This window comes from Gilliamella sp. LMG 34360, from assembly GCF_984568995.1.
The window spans coordinates 1,274,121-1,291,281 of the sequence record NZ_OZ474900.1 but is presented as its reverse complement, the minus strand read 5'-3'; the positions used below and the strand labels follow the sequence as shown (position 1 = coordinate 1,291,281).

Annotated in this window: 14 protein-coding genes and 1 riboswitch; of the genes, 1 reads left to right on the top strand and 13 read right to left on the bottom strand. The window is 34.0% G+C overall.

What is annotated here, in order from left to right; genetic code table 11:
- Nucleotides 1–83 precede the first annotated feature (83 nt).
- Nucleotides 84–704 (top strand): YrbL family protein, encoded by a 621-nt coding sequence (locus AC5LW9_RS05820; protein ID WP_493456490.1) that lies wholly within the window; start codon nt 84–86, stop codon nt 702–704.
- Here the strand turns inward: AC5LW9_RS05820 and pmrB are convergent.
- From pmrB to queF, 13 genes are all read right to left on the bottom strand, one after another.
- Nucleotides 673–1,776 carry a two-component system sensor histidine kinase PmrB gene (pmrB, locus tag AC5LW9_RS05815; RefSeq protein WP_198236111.1) on the bottom strand — a complete coding sequence of 368 codons (1,104 nt, stop codon included), beginning with the start codon at nt 1,774–1,776 and terminating at the stop codon, nt 673–675. The genes AC5LW9_RS05820 and pmrB overlap by 32 nt on opposite strands.
- Before the next feature lie 28 nt (nt 1,777–1,804).
- The gene (gene pmrA, locus AC5LW9_RS05810) at nt 1,805–2,467 is read right to left on the bottom strand and encodes a two-component system response regulator PmrA (protein ID WP_039126139.1); all 663 of its coding nucleotides are present in this window, start codon (nt 2,465–2,467) and stop codon (nt 1,805–1,807) included.
- A gap of 104 nt (nt 2,468–2,571) precedes the next feature.
- Complete coding sequence (locus AC5LW9_RS05805) at nt 2,572–3,111, bottom strand: phosphatase PAP2 family protein (RefSeq protein ID WP_198226674.1); 540 nt, start codon at nt 3,109–3,111, stop codon at nt 2,572–2,574.
- Nucleotides 3,112–3,228: 117 nt separating this feature from the next.
- A complete protein-coding gene (locus tag AC5LW9_RS05800) occupies nt 3,229–3,912 on the bottom strand; it encodes an amino acid ABC transporter permease (RefSeq protein WP_493456489.1) in 684 nt (227 codons plus the stop codon).
- 9 nt (nt 3,913–3,921) lie between these two features.
- Nucleotides 3,922–4,647 carry an amino acid ABC transporter permease gene (locus AC5LW9_RS05795; RefSeq protein WP_493456488.1) on the bottom strand — a complete coding sequence of 242 codons (726 nt, stop codon included), beginning with the start codon at nt 4,645–4,647 and terminating at the stop codon, nt 3,922–3,924.
- A gap of 3 nt (nt 4,648–4,650) precedes the next feature.
- Nucleotides 4,651–5,478: an ABC transporter substrate-binding protein gene (locus tag AC5LW9_RS05790; protein ID WP_198236114.1), complete on the bottom strand. Its 828-nt coding sequence runs from the start codon at nt 5,476–5,478 to the stop codon at nt 4,651–4,653.
- 468 nt (nt 5,479–5,946) lie between these two features.
- Nucleotides 5,947–7,011 (bottom strand): hypothetical protein, encoded by a 1,065-nt coding sequence (locus AC5LW9_RS05785; protein WP_198236115.1) that lies wholly within the window; start codon nt 7,009–7,011, stop codon nt 5,947–5,949.
- A 33-nt stretch (nt 7,012–7,044) separates the two neighbouring features.
- Nucleotides 7,045–7,467, bottom strand: a complete 423-nt coding sequence (gene ndk, locus AC5LW9_RS05780; protein ID WP_198226664.1) for a nucleoside-diphosphate kinase — start codon at nt 7,465–7,467, stop codon at nt 7,045–7,047.
- Nucleotides 7,468–7,482: 15 nt separating this feature from the next.
- Nucleotides 7,483–9,780, bottom strand: coding sequence for a penicillin-binding protein 1C (gene pbpC, locus AC5LW9_RS05775; protein ID WP_493456487.1), 2,298 nt, complete (start codon nt 9,778–9,780; stop codon nt 7,483–7,485).
- 119 nt (nt 9,781–9,899) lie between these two features.
- A complete protein-coding gene (locus AC5LW9_RS05770) occupies nt 9,900–14,951 on the bottom strand; it encodes an alpha-2-macroglobulin family protein (protein ID WP_493456486.1) in 5,052 nt (1,683 codons plus the stop codon).
- 254 nt (nt 14,952–15,205) lie between these two features.
- Nucleotides 15,206–15,877, bottom strand: a complete 672-nt coding sequence (locus AC5LW9_RS05765) for a 7-cyano-7-deazaguanine/7-aminomethyl-7-deazaguanine transporter (protein WP_198226658.1) — start codon at nt 15,875–15,877, stop codon at nt 15,206–15,208.
- Between the two features lie 47 nt (nt 15,878–15,924).
- The gene (queC, locus tag AC5LW9_RS05760; protein ID WP_039126151.1) at nt 15,925–16,578 is read right to left on the bottom strand and encodes a 7-cyano-7-deazaguanine synthase QueC; all 654 of its coding nucleotides are present in this window, start codon (nt 16,576–16,578) and stop codon (nt 15,925–15,927) included.
- A 27-nt stretch (nt 16,579–16,605) separates the two neighbouring features.
- Nucleotides 16,606–17,079, bottom strand: coding sequence for a preQ(1) synthase (queF, locus tag AC5LW9_RS05755; RefSeq protein WP_039126153.1), 474 nt, complete (start codon nt 17,077–17,079; stop codon nt 16,606–16,608).
- A 2-nt stretch (nt 17,080–17,081) separates the two neighbouring features.
- Nucleotides 17,082–17,126, bottom strand: a riboswitch (PreQ1 riboswitch).
- Nucleotides 17,127–17,161: the final 35 nt, after the last annotated feature.

The following is a 17,161-nucleotide window of genomic DNA, read 5'->3' as shown; positions in this document are numbered from 1 at the left end:
AGTTTAAAAATAAAAAATCATGGCGATAATAAAGTCTTGCTGTTACACTTAAAGTCAAGCCCACATAATAGAAAATTTATATCATGAATACTACCATCACACTTTCCGAAAAAGATTATATAAGTCGCGGATTACACCGCAAATGTTATCATCACCCAGAGGATGCGAATAAATGCATTAAAGTCAACTATAATGATGGGGCAGAAGAAGAAACCAACCGCGAGATTGCCTATTATAAACATCTTATTAAACGTAATGTATCATTTGATGCATTAGCTAAATATTATGGATCAGTTTCAACTAATTATGGTAATGGTCATATCTTTGAACTGATTCGAGATTATAATGGTGAAACCGCAATTCCACTGGAAAAATACCTTGCTAATAAATCGTTAACCGAAAAATATTTTGATCAATTAGTCACGGGGCTCAAAGAGTTAAAATCAGCATTATTAAAAGATCGTATCATTACCATGACTATCAAAAGTAAAAATATCTTATTTCAACATTTAAGCGATACTAACAGTCGTTTAGTGATTATCGACAACATTGGTAATTCAACTTTTATTCCGATTGCGAATTACATTCCTTGTTTTGCAAAATCTAAAATTGAACGAACTTGGCAGCGCTTTTTAAAGTCTATTGTTAAAGAAAATAGTCATAATCCTTTGCTTACTCGTTTAGTTGACGTGTTGAATCAGTAAGTTGCAATTGTGCAATTGCACCTTTCGCATCGCCAGATCGATTTTTTAACATAAATAAACCCTGATGTAACTTTGCAATACGATTAACAATACTTAAACCAAGCCCAATGCCGTCATGTTTGCGATCCATCCGGAAAAAGGCTTGAGTGAGTTTTTCGCTTTTTGATTCGTCAATGCCTGCACCCTCATCCTCCACACTTATAAAGATATCTTTTTTATCCTTATAACAACTTACTACTATTTTGGTCTGTTTTGGGCTATAGCGATGACTATTTTCGACTAAATTACGCAACAGTAATCTTATTAAAGTGACATCACCATTAAACGAAAGTTTTGTATCAGGTATATTCCATTCAATAGATTGAAATTTTTGTTTAGTTAATTCCGTTAATTCATCAGATAAAGGGATCATAATATCATCATAGAAATTAATCTTTTGATATTGCCCAACTGTAAATTTTTGGCTTGCACGCGCTAACATCAATAATTGCTCAACCGTGTTAACTAAACGATCAATTCTGTCAATTAATTCAGTACAATCAATATTGTTTTTAGTTTCTAATAATTCTAAATGTAAACGTATACCAGCAAGCGGCGTTCGCATTTCATGCGCAACATCGGCAGTAAAAAGCCGTTCTTGTGCCAAAGTTGTACTAAGACGAATAAACAGATTATTCAATACTGAAGTAATGGATTTAATTTCGCGCATATTACTAATCGGTGCAATAGGTTTTAAATTCTCTTCAGTACGTTGATTAAGATCTTTTTCCAAAATTTCTAGCGGTTTAGTAATCCATTTGATGGCTTTATAGGCTAAAAATAATGTCACCAGCATCATGGTAAAAGCAGAACAAAACAGTGCAAAAATAGCTTCAAGTTCTTCATGCTCAACCACTTCATCAATTTTATTTTGACTCAGTGTTAAATTAACCAATACATCAATTTGTTCTTTACTTTCATGCCATAACCAAAAAACGGTAATAGTTTGGCAAATGAGCATAATTGCGCCTAAAGTAAAAAAAAGATTCCAGCGAATACTGTGACGAATATCACTAAGAGATTTTGCGATCATAATAAATTTATATAGTTAGTAGTATTAATTAACAATCAATGTTAAGTTGATAGCCATAGCCACGAACAGTTCGAATACAATTTTTTCCGAGTTTATTGCGTAATCCATGAATGTAAACTTCTAGGACGTTTGAGCTTGGATCACTTTGCCAATCGTAGAGATCGTTTTGCAGTAAATCACGATGCACTTTTTCACCTGCTTTTAACATCAATCGGGATAAAACGATAAACTCTTTTGGCGTTAATACTATTTCTTGATTATTGACAGTTACTTTTTGCTGTTTGATATCAATAGTAATAGGTCCATAGCTAATCAGATTATCAGCGGTACCTTGATTACGACGAATTAATGCCCGCACTCTGGCTAACAATTCTGTTAAAGCAAAAGGTTTTATTAAATAGTCATCAGCACCTAAATCTAAACCCTCTACTCTATCCTCAACGGTATCACGTGCGGTAAGAATAAGAACAGGCGCATCAATTTGCTTTTTTCGCCAGCGTGTCAGTAATTCTAAGCCATCACAATCAGGCAAACCTAAATCAAGAATAATCAGACTAAATTGCCCAAATTGGATATACTGTTCGGCCTGCTTACCTGTTGATGCTAGCTCACACACATAACCATTGGAGGTAATACCATCATACAGACCTTTTTGTAGTAAGCTATCATCTTCAACAATAAGTATTTTCATTATCATTTACTCTAATCGGTATTTTATAATAAAGTCGATAGGTGATGACTTATTATATGTTTGTCTTTGCTACACAGCGCAGTTAATTACAATCCATAAGATAACTATCGATTAATCAATTTACTTATACTCATCCAACATTTTTTAACTATCAATGAGGATATAATGCTTACGATAAATCCAATAAAAATATCTAATGGCCAATGAACTCCCAGATAGATACGGCTCCAACTAACTAATAATGCAACTATCAACAATACGTATAAGATTGTTTTAGTTCTCTGTGCTTTATTAAAAAAGGCAGTAAAAAATAAAGTCCATACAAAAACCGCATGTTGGCTTGGTAACGAGCTTGTTTTATCATGAAACAAATAATTTGTTCCAACATCTATTGTAAATGGCCGTGGAGAATAAAATAGATGACGAATAATAAAAGTAATCAATAATGCGATACATAAACCTATCACCATTTTTAACATGAGTTGCCGATAAATAGGATAAATAAACCAACAAATACTCATAACAATAATTGGGACATAAACCAAATATTTTGCACAAAAAATAGCAAAGCTAATAAATGATTTCGATGCTTGCTCTGACGCATTAATTAATAGAAAAATTTGAGTATTTAAATCATGCCACATTGAACAATTACCAGATTAATTAAAATTATTAACAATTTAACGCTTAAACCTTAAAAGAACCTTAATAATATAATCAATTAATAAACAAATTTATCAAACAAAATCATAGATGCTCGATTATTTTGTACTAAACCAACATTTTTTTGCAAAAAACGATACAACAATATCCAGAGATAAACAAATGATAAAATAAACAACGATAACAAATAAAAATATTTCGGTCGGATAAACCATACTACGATTATTAATTTGCGTGGCAATAAAGGTAAATTCAGCGACACCAACAACATAAGCCAAGGAGGTATCTTTAATCAACGATACCCATTGATTAACAAACGATGGCATCATCATTTTTAGAGCTTGCGGTAAAATAATGTAGATAATGACTTGAGTTTTAGATAATCCTAGTGAAAATGCAGCTTGCCATTGATCTTTCGATATAGCAATCATCCCTGCATGTACTGAGTGCCCAATATAGGCAGCACCAATAACAGATAATGCAAAAACTACCGTTGTAATTGCAGGCACGTCTACATTTAGTAACACAGGCAATAAAAAGTAAGTCCAAAATATGAGCATGATCACTGGAATAGCTCTTAAAAAGCCTAGCACACCAATAAATAAGGAACGAACAAGCCCTTTACTAACCGTTAAGCCAACACCAGCTAAGATCCCCATAAAAGATGAAAATACAATTGCTGCTAAACTCATTAATAATGTTAAAAATATCCCACCCGGAAAGTTACCCCACATCATATAACTTAGGTTATTATAGATAACTTCTAGACCTTTAAATTCCATAATAAGTAATTACATCCTACCCGTAGGGAATCGTTTGGTTTGATAAATATTGCCTAACGTACCAATAATTACAATAGCCAAAATATATAAAAACGTTGCAACAGCAAAATCTTGAAAAGTTTTTAATGATTCGGTTTCAACTTGCCTTGAAACATAAGATAGCTCTAACACACCTATGGCCATCGTTAACGATGAATTTTTAACGATATTCATATATTGACCAATAAGAGGCGTAAAGGCAATACAAAAGCTCTGAGGTAAAATAATAAAACGCATACTTTGCCACCAAGTTAATCCTAATGCCAATGATGCTTGTTGTTGCCCTACACTCACACCAGTAATCCCTGCTCTAAATTCTTCGGCAATAAAAGCACTGGAATAACAAGTCAATCCAATAAAACCAATGATAAATTCGAATGATGGCATTTTCAGTGTCAAAAACCATAATTGAATTTGTGGCTCGTCAAATAGCCAAATTTTAAATTCATCGGGTAATAAGTTACCAATACCAAAATACCAAAAAAACAGTTGTGGCAATAATGGAGAATAACGAAAAATTGCGTTATACCCTACCACCATACTTTTAATCAATTTGATCCCACTTTGCTGAGCAATAACCAATAAAAAACCTAAAATCGTAGAAAAAATGATAGTAAGTAGTGAGATAGCTAAGGTTACTAAAAAACCATCCCATAACCACCATAAATAGCGGACTTCAAGTAATTGCTCTAACATAATTTATTGAGCCGACCCTATTTTAAAAACACCGCGGGGCATTGCAGATTTAGTGTTAGGACCGAACCAACGATTATAAATCGTCAATGCTTCACCATTGGTTTCGAGTTTTAATAATATTTGGTTCACTTTGTCTATTAAGCGTGTTTCTCCTTTAGGGATACCAACCGCTTGATATTCTTGTGTGATACTAAAGGGTGAAATTTCGAAGTTTTCACGCTGTTCTTCTGGTACATTGGCGAGTAAGCCAATTAATTTAGCATCATCTTGAGTAATCGCTTGCACCACACCATTACGTAATGCAGCAAACGCAAATGGCGTATCATCATAAGAGATCACTTTTGCAGTTGGATACTTTTCACGAAGCGTAATTTCCATCACGGTGCCTTTATCAGCGCCGATCCGCAAATTTTTCAGATCATCGGCTGTTTTAAGTACGCCCTTTTTAGCAATAAATTTTTGACCGGTAGCAAAATACGGCAAACTGAAATCGACTGTTTTTGCTCTTTCATCGGTAACCGTAAAGTTTGCCACAATTAAATCCGCTTTTTTTGAGGTTAATAATGGAATACGATTCGCAGGATTAGTTGGTACTAATTCAACTCTGACATTTAATTCTTTGGCAATTGCATTGGCATAATCTACATCAAGACCTACAATTTTATTGGTTGCTTCGTCAATAAAACCAAAAGGTGGGTTGCTATCAAATACAGCTATTTTAATTTCGCCCCGTTTTTCGATATCATCTAAACGATCGGCAAAAGCAGAATTGGTGCTTAATAATGTGCCGAGAAAAGCAATCGTTATTAGCGATTTAGTAAGAAATTTCATTCAAAACCTCATTAAAAATTATATTAGGTACCGCTAAAGTCTATCAACAAAAAAATGAAATAAATAAATAACAAATCATCACATGGTTATAACTAAAAGTTATATTAAGAGAATTGAACTTGCTTTATAAGATTGTTACGGCCTAGAGAATACACTCTTTTCAGTAACACATTAAAAATGATAATAATCAGACCTTGCATTAAAAAAATCTGGTCTTTAAAAAATTAACGATTAAAAAAATATATTGTTGAAATCAACAGATGTATTGGTAAGAGCGAATCCCCACCCATTTCAATAATATTGCTGGAATATGGTTAGAGATTGAGATTCAAATTGATAAGGTTGTACGCGATCAAAAGGAACGAATTTACGCATGACTACACTATATTATTTCACACTAACCATGTATCCATAATATAGTATAAAATGTGGATTAATATAGCGAGTTAGGCTCAGTGAACAAACACATTAATGATGTTTAAATTCAAGATATTTTCTTAATCCTGGCGGCACAGATTGCAATAAGTAAATGTTTATTGCTTTTTCGTGACGTTGCCAAAAAATACCCGCCACAATAATAGATAAACCTATTATTGTTAAGGCAAAAGGAAACAGTAGGCTGTCTTCAAACACGTGATAGGATAAATAACTTAAATATCCCGTTATTCCTAAACCGCCAAAAATAACAAAAACTCTTCTAACGATTATTACCCCTATTAGTATCATGAGTAAATTAACACAGAAATAGAAAAATTTATTTAACTCACTGTCTGATTCCATTGAACTTAATGCGCCCCAAAAAGTGAGAACGCCAAATAAATAGAGCCAAAATGACAAATCTTTATCACTTTTATTCTTTATATCAATAAGAAAGGCCACCACAACAACCAATAATCCAAACCATAGCGATACTTGTTGACGCATATTGAAATAATCCGAATAATTAATATCGTTTTTTGCATAACCCAATAAATGAACTAAATAAGGTGTAAGATCCATACTCATATACCAGAGTGTAAATGCTAGTGGCATAAATAAAAAAGAAGATCGATATCGAAGAATTAGACAAACAGCAACCAATACGGTCGCTAACTCCATAAATAACCACCGAAAGTCAATATATCGATGATAATCTCTGTAATCATAATGGTTATCCCAAACGCCTATAGCATTTTCAAGTCCATAAACCCCTAAAGGTGTTAATACAATCACTAACGTTGTTAATATATTCGCTGGAATGATCAGATGATAACGTTTTAATAAAAATTGTGCAGTGCAAAGTGCAGTGATGGCATAAATCGCACTAATACACAATAAACCAATACCGCCTAAATGCTCCCAACCTAAAGTCATAAATAGTGACATCGCACCTATCGCAATCAAACCTCCTAGATAATACAATATATGCGTAAATTGAAAGCTAGGCAGATGTTTATTCTGTTCTTGGAAAAACAGCCATAATTGTTCTGCCTGCTGATGAGTCAATAATTTTTGTTCCACTGCACTCGTTAATTGTTTATAGGTAATTTTCATAAGTTTTATAACTCTTTGTTAAATAATAATCACCTAACGAAATATCTCACTATCAACAAAAAAATAAGCAATTTCACGTTCTGCTGATGCTAAAGAATCGGAACCATGCACGGCGTTTTCTCTCACACTATTCGCAAAATCGGCTCTTAAAGTCCCTGCAGCAGCTTTAGATAGATCAGTGGGTCCCATCAGTTGTCGGTAGCGTTCAATGGCATTTTCACCTTGTAAAACTTGAACAACAATTGGTCCAGACATCATAAATTTTACCAAATTAGCAAAAAAGGACTTGTCTTGATGCTCAGCATAAAAACCTTCAGCTTGTTCTTTTGTTAACCTCACCATTTTCATAGCAATAATATCAAGTTTAGCTTGGTGAATTCTTGTTTGAATTTCGCCAATAATCTGTTTTTTTACCGCATCAGGTTTAATAATGCTGAGAGTTTGTTCAATCGCCATGTTAATGTTCCTTTATTAATCTGACATAAAATTTATTCGGACAATTTGTCCACTTTCATCTAATACCAGTAAACGATGTTTTCCATTTTTAGTCACAGTTAAAGCGACTTTTTCATTATCCTTTGAGTTAGCCACTAAAGTACCATCTAAAAACCACCATTTTTCACCAAATCCACCTTCAGGAATTAAATCAATCGTGACTTGATTATTGCCTGGTAATGCTCTAACGAGTTGTTTATCCCGTAAACCAACAATATTAAGTGAGGCAAAAATATCTTTACCCATTACAGGACATTTTTTATCAATTGGGGGCAGTAAAGATTGTCGTCTTTCTTTAGTTAACAACCAATTTTCTAATGAAATTGGCCACAAAGCTATCTGTTTTTTTTGTGCTCCTATACAATCAGCGGCTACACGCTCACCGCGATCATTTACCCAAATATTTATCCAACCTGAACGATAAATATTGTTTTTTAATTCACTATAGGTGCTTAATGTTGGTGGCAACATATTATTTAATACCCATGCTGTTTTTTGACGATGACAATTAGGATCAGATTCAGGAAGTGGCTGCCCTGATGGCCAACAAATTTGGGCGCTTGAGACTGATTCAGGTTTCTCATAAGTGAGGAGAGGGTGATTTAAACGATTTTCTCTATTTAACAAAATCGAATTTACTTGTTGTAAAATTGGAGTTGCAGACATTGAACCATACTGCCCAACAACAGGCGTACCATCAGGGCGTCCTACCCAAATGCCTATTAAATATCGAGGATTTATACCAACGGCCCAAGCATCGCGATAACCATAACTGGTTCCTGTTTTATATGCTAATAAATTGCTATTAATTAACATTTGCCGTGTTATCCATGCACTACCATCAGAGATAAAGGGTTTATTAATTAAAGGATCAGATTGAGTATATCGCAAGGGGCTCACATCCCCGTGCTTTGCAAATGCACTGTATGCACTAACAAGGTTATCCATTCTAAGTGAAGCACCACCTAATATATAGGAAATATTCGGATCATTTGCGATAGAGGATAAAGGTAAACCAATACCCGCGAGTTTTCCTGCGAACCTTTTTGGACCATATAACTCAATTAATTGAACTGCCGGTAAATTTAATGATTTACTCAATGCATCAGAAGCACTAACAGGCCCATGAAAACCCTCATCAAAATTAGTTGGTCGATAATCGGTAGTAATACGCGGAATATCTTGTAGTAACGATTCAGAATGAATCATACCTTCATCAATAGCAAAGGCATAAATGAAAGGTTTGAGTGTAGAACCAGGAGAGCGTAACGCTCTAATCATATCGACTTGACCAAAACGCTCTTTATCATTAAAGTCAGCAGAACCAACATATCCTTTAACCGTCATATCGTCATGATCTACCACTAAAATTGCCAATGATGTTTTAGGCGGGAGCTGTTTTTTTCGATTAATAGCAAGATCTTCTAAAATATATTGAATAGAAACATCAATAGTGGAATGAATAATATTATCATTAGGATATTGCTGTTTTAAACGATAAGCCAATAATGGTGCTAACTGTGGTGCTTTTCGTGGATAAACCCAAACTTCATCACGTCGAACTTGTTCAATCAACTCTTTTGGCCAAACATCATATTGAGCAAGTCTATCTAATACTTTGTCACGAGCTTGCTTAGCTCTTTCAGGAAATCGATCGGGTCTTAATCGACTCGGTGCTTGAGGCAATACCGCCAATAATACTGCTTCACTTCGAGTTAATGCTTTAGGTTGTTTACCAAAATAAGACCAGCTAGCGGCTCCGATACCCTCAATTGTGCCTCCGTAAGGCGCATGATTAATATATAAAGTTAAAATCTCTTCTTTACTATAATGTAGTTCAAGTTGAAAAGTCCGAAAGATTTGTTTTAATTTACCGATAATTGTTCGATCATGAGGAGAGAGTAACCTAGCCACCTGCATTGAAATGGTACTACCTCCTGAAATAATTTTATTATTGGATAAGTTTTGCCAAGCAGCTCGAAATAACGACATCGGGTTAATACCAATATGATTATAAAAATAACGATCCTCATAATTTAATAACACATCAAGATAATAATCAGGAACTTCATCAAGGCTTACCGAATAACGCCAAATACCCTTTTCATCAGCAAATCGCCATAAAGGAGTTTCATCTTGAGCAACAACGGTTTGTGTTGTTTTATTTCGCGAAATACATAATGGAAAAAAATAATCCAAGACAAAAAAACTGCCGACTAACAAAACTGATAATAATAATAAAAAAAGAAATAATTTATAAAAGAACTTTTTCATTATTGATATTCGATTATCCAACACAATTTTAAAAAAATAAAAATTCCGCCAACGCTATTGGCGGAATAGTCAATGAAGTTAATCTTAGTGATAGTATTGAAATTTTTACTATCCCTTGATTAATTACTTTCTTTATTAGGAACAGATATCGTCATCAAATCTGGTGATTGTCCGATTGCAAAACGATCAGGACGGTACATAGATTCAACATAAGGATAAGGAATCATGTAATTACCAGTTGTTACCGCTCTAACTAAATAAGCAACACGTTTATGATATTTTTGGCGTTCCTTATAATTTTGGATATTAACAGCAGCAACATATCTATCATCTCTAAATTCCTGATATTTAAGTTGACTTACATCATCATCTTTCAATAAATCAGATACACCAGGAATTGATGATAAATTCACGCTACTATTTGAAAGATTCTGATTTTCAAGTTCTAACCCAGCTGGTAAGTAATCAACAATCAATGCATCATGAACAGGTTCTTTTGATGTTACATCTAAAATCACAACCATCATGGAACCCACTTCTAATTGGGATGGATTTATTTCGTTGCCATGTAGATCGTAATAGGTTCGAGTAATATTGAAAAAACCATCTTTCGATGTTGGTGCCGGTGGCGTTGTTCCATACCCAGAAAGCGAGAATTTAGCATAAAGTGGTCTATCATGTTCTGAATTATTGATAGATAACCCTTGACTTAAGGCTTCATAATTATAGGAATGAGAATAGACAGAATTAACCTCAACAATACTATCATTTATTGCCAGTTTAAATTTATCATCTTTTTTATGTTGCTCTAATGACCAACCAGCAATAAATAATGAATTTAACTCCTGAGTTGAGTAATAACGTTTATTTTTTAATAATTCTGATAAATTAACTAAATAACTGGCTTGATTTTTTGTGGCCATATCGTTTTCTATCAATAACGATAGAATTAATGCTTGATCACGAACCTCGCTACCATAATTACCCCGCCATGTAGTGTAGTTATACGGAGTAGTGAAGATTAATGGTAATAATTTATCATAAACAGATGTCAAACCATTTAACTTCGCGCTTACGGCTAATTGAGCCAAAGGTAACGGACTATAGATAAATGATTTATCTTTGCTGATCTTATCTGATAAATAATTAATCTCATTACGCATCGCTGAGGTAATCTTATTTTGTTTAGACAGTATCATCAACGCATAAGCTTTAATAGAGAGTTTTTCAAACTCAAGTGAATTTTCATCCCCATAATAAAGATTATTAAATGCAGAAGTATCATAAATATATTGACCAAGACGCGACATTGCTGCATCAAGAGCTTTATCATTTACCTGATAACCTCGCTCTTTAGCTTGCAATGAAAAGTCCGTAGCATAAACAGTAAGCCAATGTTCTTCTTCGCTATGATTACTCCATAAACCAAAACTACCATTACTACGTTGCATTGATAAAATTCGTGAAATGCCTTTTTGAATTTTTTCTCGGCGCTTATCATCAGAATCCGTTTTAATACCTAACTGTGCAAGCTGTTCACTGTTAGCATATAAAGATGGGAATAAGCCACTGGTTGTCTGTTCTAAACAGCCATAAGGATAGGCAAATAAACTTTTAATATATTGAGCGATATTCAGTGGTGGTTGATTAGAGATAACCAATTGCCCTTCAATGGTATTTTCAATCAGTCCCATTAACGCTTCGTCAGGTAATTTCCAACTTTTCTTTTCATCTAACACTACTTCAAAATATCTTGTAGTTGCAGCATAGGCTGGTCTTACGCCGATAGCCCATGAACGGTGAATATCAAAATCTGAATTATCATCAATAACAATCCCTTTCACATTTATATTTACAGTACCTTTACCATAACCATAATCTGCGACAACAGGAATTTGAATAATATTTTTTTGTTTGCTATCAAGTCTGACAGGGATAGATTTTACATCATTTTGATGAATTAACCCCGTCGTTGATACTTCAACTTGCATATTTTGAGTCGTATCAGTCAAATTATGAAGATCTAATGCTAATACTGCTTGATCTCCCCCAGATAAAAAGCGCGGAGTTGTTAATTCGGCAATAACAGGAGCGGCAACTTTCATCGTTTTTTCTGCTTTACCAAAACGATTGTCATCCCATGCTTGCGCCATGATGCGCAATTCACCATTAAAATTAGGTAATGGTAAATCAATAACACCCTCACCTTGGTCATTTAACTGAATGGTTTTCAATTGTTGAGCAACAATAAGAACTTCATTAGACGTTTTTTTTCCGCCAGCGCCCATCGCATCACCACCAAAACTCATGTTAACATTACGCCCTGAAGCCTCAATTAACTTACCATAAACATCAAAAATATCGACATCATAACGTTTACGCCCTAAAAATCCAGCATAAGGATCTGGCGTAACATAATCAGTAATATTTAATACACCAGAATCAACAGCTGAAACTAACACTGTGACTTTTTTATCTTTTTGGATAAATTTTTCATCCATTTTGATTTTAATTGGCACAGTACTTTCTGGTTTCACTTGTTTTGGTGCATTTATTGAAATATTTAAATGGCGATTTGTTGTATCAGTAGGTAAATAAAGCAAACCAATTGCTCGTTTTACTGTTTGTACGGCCGCATTAGTTGATGGACGGATTATCATGGCATTAATATAAATATCATGTCTTCCCCAATCTTTAATTGGTATATCGACATCTAAACCTTTTTCGCCAACAGTAATTGCTTTTTTCCAAATGATACCATCATTCGTTTCAAGAGAGATATAACCAGAGCCTGCTACTGGGGCTTGAACGTTGACTTTAGCCACATCACCGACATTATAAAATGGTTTATCAATACTTAACTTAACTTGATCGGGACGTACTGATTTCGTACCACGTGTATTATCCTCCCAATCATAACCTGACCAAAAGCGAAAGCTTGTCACTACTTTAGACTCGTCATCGATCACTTCAACACGATAAGATCCATAATCACTGGTTAAATAGCTTATTTTAGTCGTACTATCCTTTTCAATTGATAGCTGATCTTCCGAAATAACAATCTCACTGGAATTATGATTAAGTTGCCAGCCATCTTCACTTGACCAAGTCCAATAATATTCACGACGTTCACGAATCAATCTTGTTTTTAAGGAGTTTGTCGCCAGTTTGTTACCGTCTAGATCAACATAAGCAATTTCAAATTCCGCATTAGTCCCTATATCAACGGTAGGACGCTCATAATAATTATCAGTATTCCAATCATAATAAGGTGAATCGCCAATCAATGCTCGGATAGCTGGTACTTGATTAGCAGGCCAAATGGTTTGAGTTGCATAACGTGTAACCGGTCTACCTCCTGAATCGAGTAAACTCGCTTGTAAAACTACTTTCACTGGAGAACGTAAATTTGCCCAATTACTCCTTTTAATATGAAGCTGGGTTAAGCCATCATTATCTAATGTTTCTTCAAAAGAACCAAGTTCACTATAAAGACTACCATCTGTCACTGAACCGATTTTGAAATCGGCTAATCCGGTAATGGAGTCAACTTTCTTTAAATAAACATTAGCGTTTAGGCGATTATCTGATGCTGGTGCACCATACAAATACCAACCTTTGATATCAAAGTTAACATCTTCATCGTTTAATATTGGACCGTCTGACGAACTGGTTATTTCCATCGCCATACGTTCTGGCAAAAATTCTTCCACGTTGAAATACCAATAACGATAAATATCATCACCTAAATTAAAACGAATTGACCATTTACCTGTTGCCGCATCAGATGGAATGACAAAATTTGCCTGATATAAACCATTGGTATTAGCACTGCTTTTTAATTGAAAATTTTTAACTACACGCCCATCAGTTGAAATCGCATCGGCAATAATTGGTTGATCAGTCAATGGTTGCCCATCCGCATCACGCAATAATGCATTAAAATAGACGGTTTCATCTGGACGATAAAGATCTCGTGGACCAAAAACAAATAATTGTGCATGAGAATAAGGTGTACCTGATAAATCGAATTCAGTCAAATTAAGGGCATTTCGATCTACATATATAAATGAAGTTTGTTTTCCATCATTGGCTAGCAATATCCAATTGTCATCATGGGTATTCATAGAAAATTCAGCATAACCATCTTTATCTGTTTTTTCCGAAACACTACAATCGTCGTCTTTTATTGTTACATAACGACAAGATATTTCGATATTTGCAAGAGGTTTACCATTATCTAAACCATGAGCCATAACCGAAAATCTATGGTTGTTGTAGTTATGAACTGAAACACCAATATTACTTATTGAAAATAGGGTTGCTGGATTTGATTCATTGTAAGTTCCGGCTTCATTCATCACCGCAACATAAACACCTTCTTGTTTAAGTTCACTAATTTTAGAAAGATTGACTAAAACAGTTTCTTGGGCATTAGGTTTAGGATTAAGATCAAAACGTGACGAGTAAACTAAATCAGCATAACTATTGAGTTCTTCAGAGCGCCAAGCATATAGCATATTAATAAAGCCAAATTTATCAAAGAAATCACTTAGTTTTTCTGGCTTAATTTTAAAAAAGTTTATGTCGACCTTATTAATGTTCAATGTCGTCACAGGTAATCCACTCATGGACTTACTCGGTAATAATAATCCAGTACTTGCAAAATTTACTAATGGCTGACGATCCCGAGTGGTTAATTCTTTTTCATAAACTGATTGTAAACTCTTGTTATTAATCGCCGTTAACATTTTATCAATGGTTAAATCTAATTTACGATTTGGTGCAAGATAACGATGTCTTAATTCCAAACCATTATCAGACAACTCCCAGTCACCATCGACAACACCCGTTTCCTTGTCAACTAATCTCAGTAAATTTGAAAAATTTAATTTAGGAAGAAGTGGAACAGAAAAAGTCACGACTAAAGTACTTGATCCATCAATAATCATCTCCGAACAATCAAGAATTTCAAGTTTTTTATCTTTATATTTTTCGATTAATTCTGGTGTTGGATTAAATACATTATGCAATTGCGAATTAACACTCGAGTTTTGAGTTGTGCTATTTTTTTGATTAGCGGTTATATTTGTCGTTAGCTCGTTGTTTTTTGCTTGTGCACATAGCGTTAAAAACAAACCCAACATAGCTAAGTGTTTAGTTAATCTCATTATTTCACCCAATTCCTTTTATTTCACTAAATGTTGTGACTATTATGGTCAATATTATGCACTGTCACCAAACGTTTAGCAAAATATCTTTACAAACAAATTGAATTTTTAGGTAAGCAATCAAATTTTTGAAAGAATCGTTGATCTGGGTTTATTGGAAAGTAGTATTACTGACATTTAGAACATATTGTGTTATCAATAAGTTCTAAATGTTAGATGATTTCAGAATTATTAAGCAAAAGCTGGCTGATTTATTACTTTTTTACAGTTAATTTTTTTAAGATAAAATTCAAAATAATTCCATATAATGGTAAAAAGAATAAACCACAAATTAAAATTTTAAAACTATAATCCATTAACGAAATTTCACCCCAATGATTAGCCATAAATTCATCACTACTTTTGTAAAAGGCAATAGCAAAAAAGACAATAGTATCAATACCATTACCAAAGATTGCTGAAGCTGAGGGTGCCACCCACCAAAATTGATTTTTTCTTAAATAGTTAAAAACAGTAATATCCATTAATTGCCCAACTAAATAAGCTGCAAAACTGGCTAATGCTATGCGAAAAACAAAACTATTAAATTGGGTCAATGCTGACCAACCTACCCAGTGGGTTTCGAAAAATAGAACCGAAATCAGATATGAAAACAGTAAAGCGGGAATCATAACCACAAAGATAATTTTTCTTGCCAAACTGGCACCAAAAATACGGATAGTTAAATCAGTGGTTAAAAAAATAAATGGAAATGTAAAGGCTCCCCAAGTAGTATGAAATCCAAAAATATCAAATGGAATTTGCACCAAATAGTTACTGGAAGCAATAACAATAATATGAAAAAAAGCTAACCAGCCTAGTGCTTTATGCTTTTGCTGTCGAGTAAATTGTTTTTCAATCAATTGTGAATGAACGTTCAAATACATATTTGTTTCCTTTTTTAATGGGGTGAGAGAACCCAGATAAATATTTTTTAAGTTTTGGCCAGATATTCTTGTAGACCTTTATCACGCAGCATACAACTTGGACATTTACCACATCCCCCTTCTACACCGTAATAACAGGTATGAGTATTTTGACGAACATAATCAAGATAACCCAATTTATCAGCCATTTCCCATGTTTGAGCTTTAGTAAGATACATCAACGGGGTTTTAATATTAAACGCATAATCCATCGCTAAATTCATAGATACATTCATGGATTTAATAAAAATATCACGACAATCTGGATAACCACTAAAATCGGTTTCACATACGCCGATAATAATATCTTGAATATCTTGCTGTTTGGCATAACAACCGGCTAACAATAAAAACAGCATATTACGACCATCGACAAACGTATTTGGATAATCGCCATCTTGTGCAGCTTTAATTTCTTGTGAATCGTCAATCAAAGCGTTATTGGTCGTCTGTTTAATAACCGATGTATCAATTACGGTTTGCTTGACACCTAAATCTTCAGCAATCCATTTAGCTTTATCTAATTCAATACTATGACGTTGACCATATTGGAAGCTGATAGTTTCAACATTTTCAAGTCCATAATCGGCAATGGCTTGTAATAAACACGTAGTCGAATCTTGCCCGCCAGAAAATATCACGAGTGCTTTACGATTTTTCATTAAAAAATTCCTGTCAGATTGAACAAATTAGCGATTATCGACTTTTTCAGGATAAAGATCATGATTCGCTAAACGATTGAGCGCAATTTGCTCCCACCGAGTATCAGCTTTACCATAATTGGCATAAGGATCAATTGAAATACCTCCACGTGGTGTGAATTTACCCCACACTTCAATGTATTTAGGATCCATTAATTTGATCAGATCTTTCATAATGATATTGATGCAATCTTCATGGTAATCACCATGATTACGAAAGCTAAACAAGTACAGCTTAAGAGATTTGCTTTCAACCATTTTGATGTTAGGCACATAAGAAATATAAATTGTGGCAAAATCAGGTTGCCCAGTAATAGGACAAAGACTGGTAAATTCCGGACAATTAAATTTAACAAAATAATCATTACCGGGATGTTTATTATCAAAAGTTTCCAGAATTTCTGGACTATAGGTTGTTGGATAGCGAACAGACTGATCGCCTAATAATGTAACGTTACTCATAATTTTCCTTAGTTTTTTAGCGTGGGAGGTTCACGAACCACGAGACAAACCGCACACATTACTCTTTTTTACAAAAAAAGTC

Coding starts and splice junctions, on each gene's coding strand:
- AC5LW9_RS05820 (WP_493456490.1), top strand. CDS start 84: ATGAATACTACCATCACACTTTCCGAAAAAGATTATATAAGTCGCGGA.
- pmrB (WP_198236111.1), bottom strand. CDS start 1,776: ATGATCGCAAAATCTCTTAGTGATATTCGTCACAGTATTCGCTGGAAT.
- pmrA (WP_039126139.1), bottom strand. CDS start 2,467: ATGAAAATACTTATTGTTGAAGATGATAGCTTACTACAAAAAGGTCTG.
- AC5LW9_RS05805 (WP_198226674.1), bottom strand. CDS start 3,111: ATGTGGCATGATTTAAATACTCAAATTTTTCTATTAATTAATGCGTCA.
- AC5LW9_RS05800 (WP_493456489.1), bottom strand. CDS start 3,912: ATGGAATTTAAAGGTCTAGAAGTTATCTATAATAACCTAAGTTATATG.
- AC5LW9_RS05795 (WP_493456488.1), bottom strand. CDS start 4,647: ATGTTAGAGCAATTACTTGAAGTCCGCTATTTATGGTGGTTATGGGAT.
- AC5LW9_RS05790 (WP_198236114.1), bottom strand. CDS start 5,478: ATGAAATTTCTTACTAAATCGCTAATAACGATTGCTTTTCTCGGCACA.
- AC5LW9_RS05785 (WP_198236115.1), bottom strand. CDS start 7,011: ATGAAAATTACCTATAAACAATTAACGAGTGCAGTGGAACAAAAATTA.
- ndk (WP_198226664.1), bottom strand. CDS start 7,467: ATGGCGATTGAACAAACTCTCAGCATTATTAAACCTGATGCGGTAAAA.
- pbpC (WP_493456487.1), bottom strand. CDS start 9,780: ATGAAAAAGTTCTTTTATAAATTATTTCTTTTTTTATTATTATTATCA.
- AC5LW9_RS05770 (WP_493456486.1), bottom strand. CDS start 14,951: ATGAGATTAACTAAACACTTAGCTATGTTGGGTTTGTTTTTAACGCTA.
- AC5LW9_RS05765 (WP_198226658.1), bottom strand. CDS start 15,877: ATGTATTTGAACGTTCATTCACAATTGATTGAAAAACAATTTACTCGA.
- queC (WP_039126151.1), bottom strand. CDS start 16,578: ATGAAAAATCGTAAAGCACTCGTGATATTTTCTGGCGGGCAAGATTCG.
- queF (WP_039126153.1), bottom strand. CDS start 17,079: ATGAGTAACGTTACATTATTAGGCGATCAGTCTGTTCGCTATCCAACA.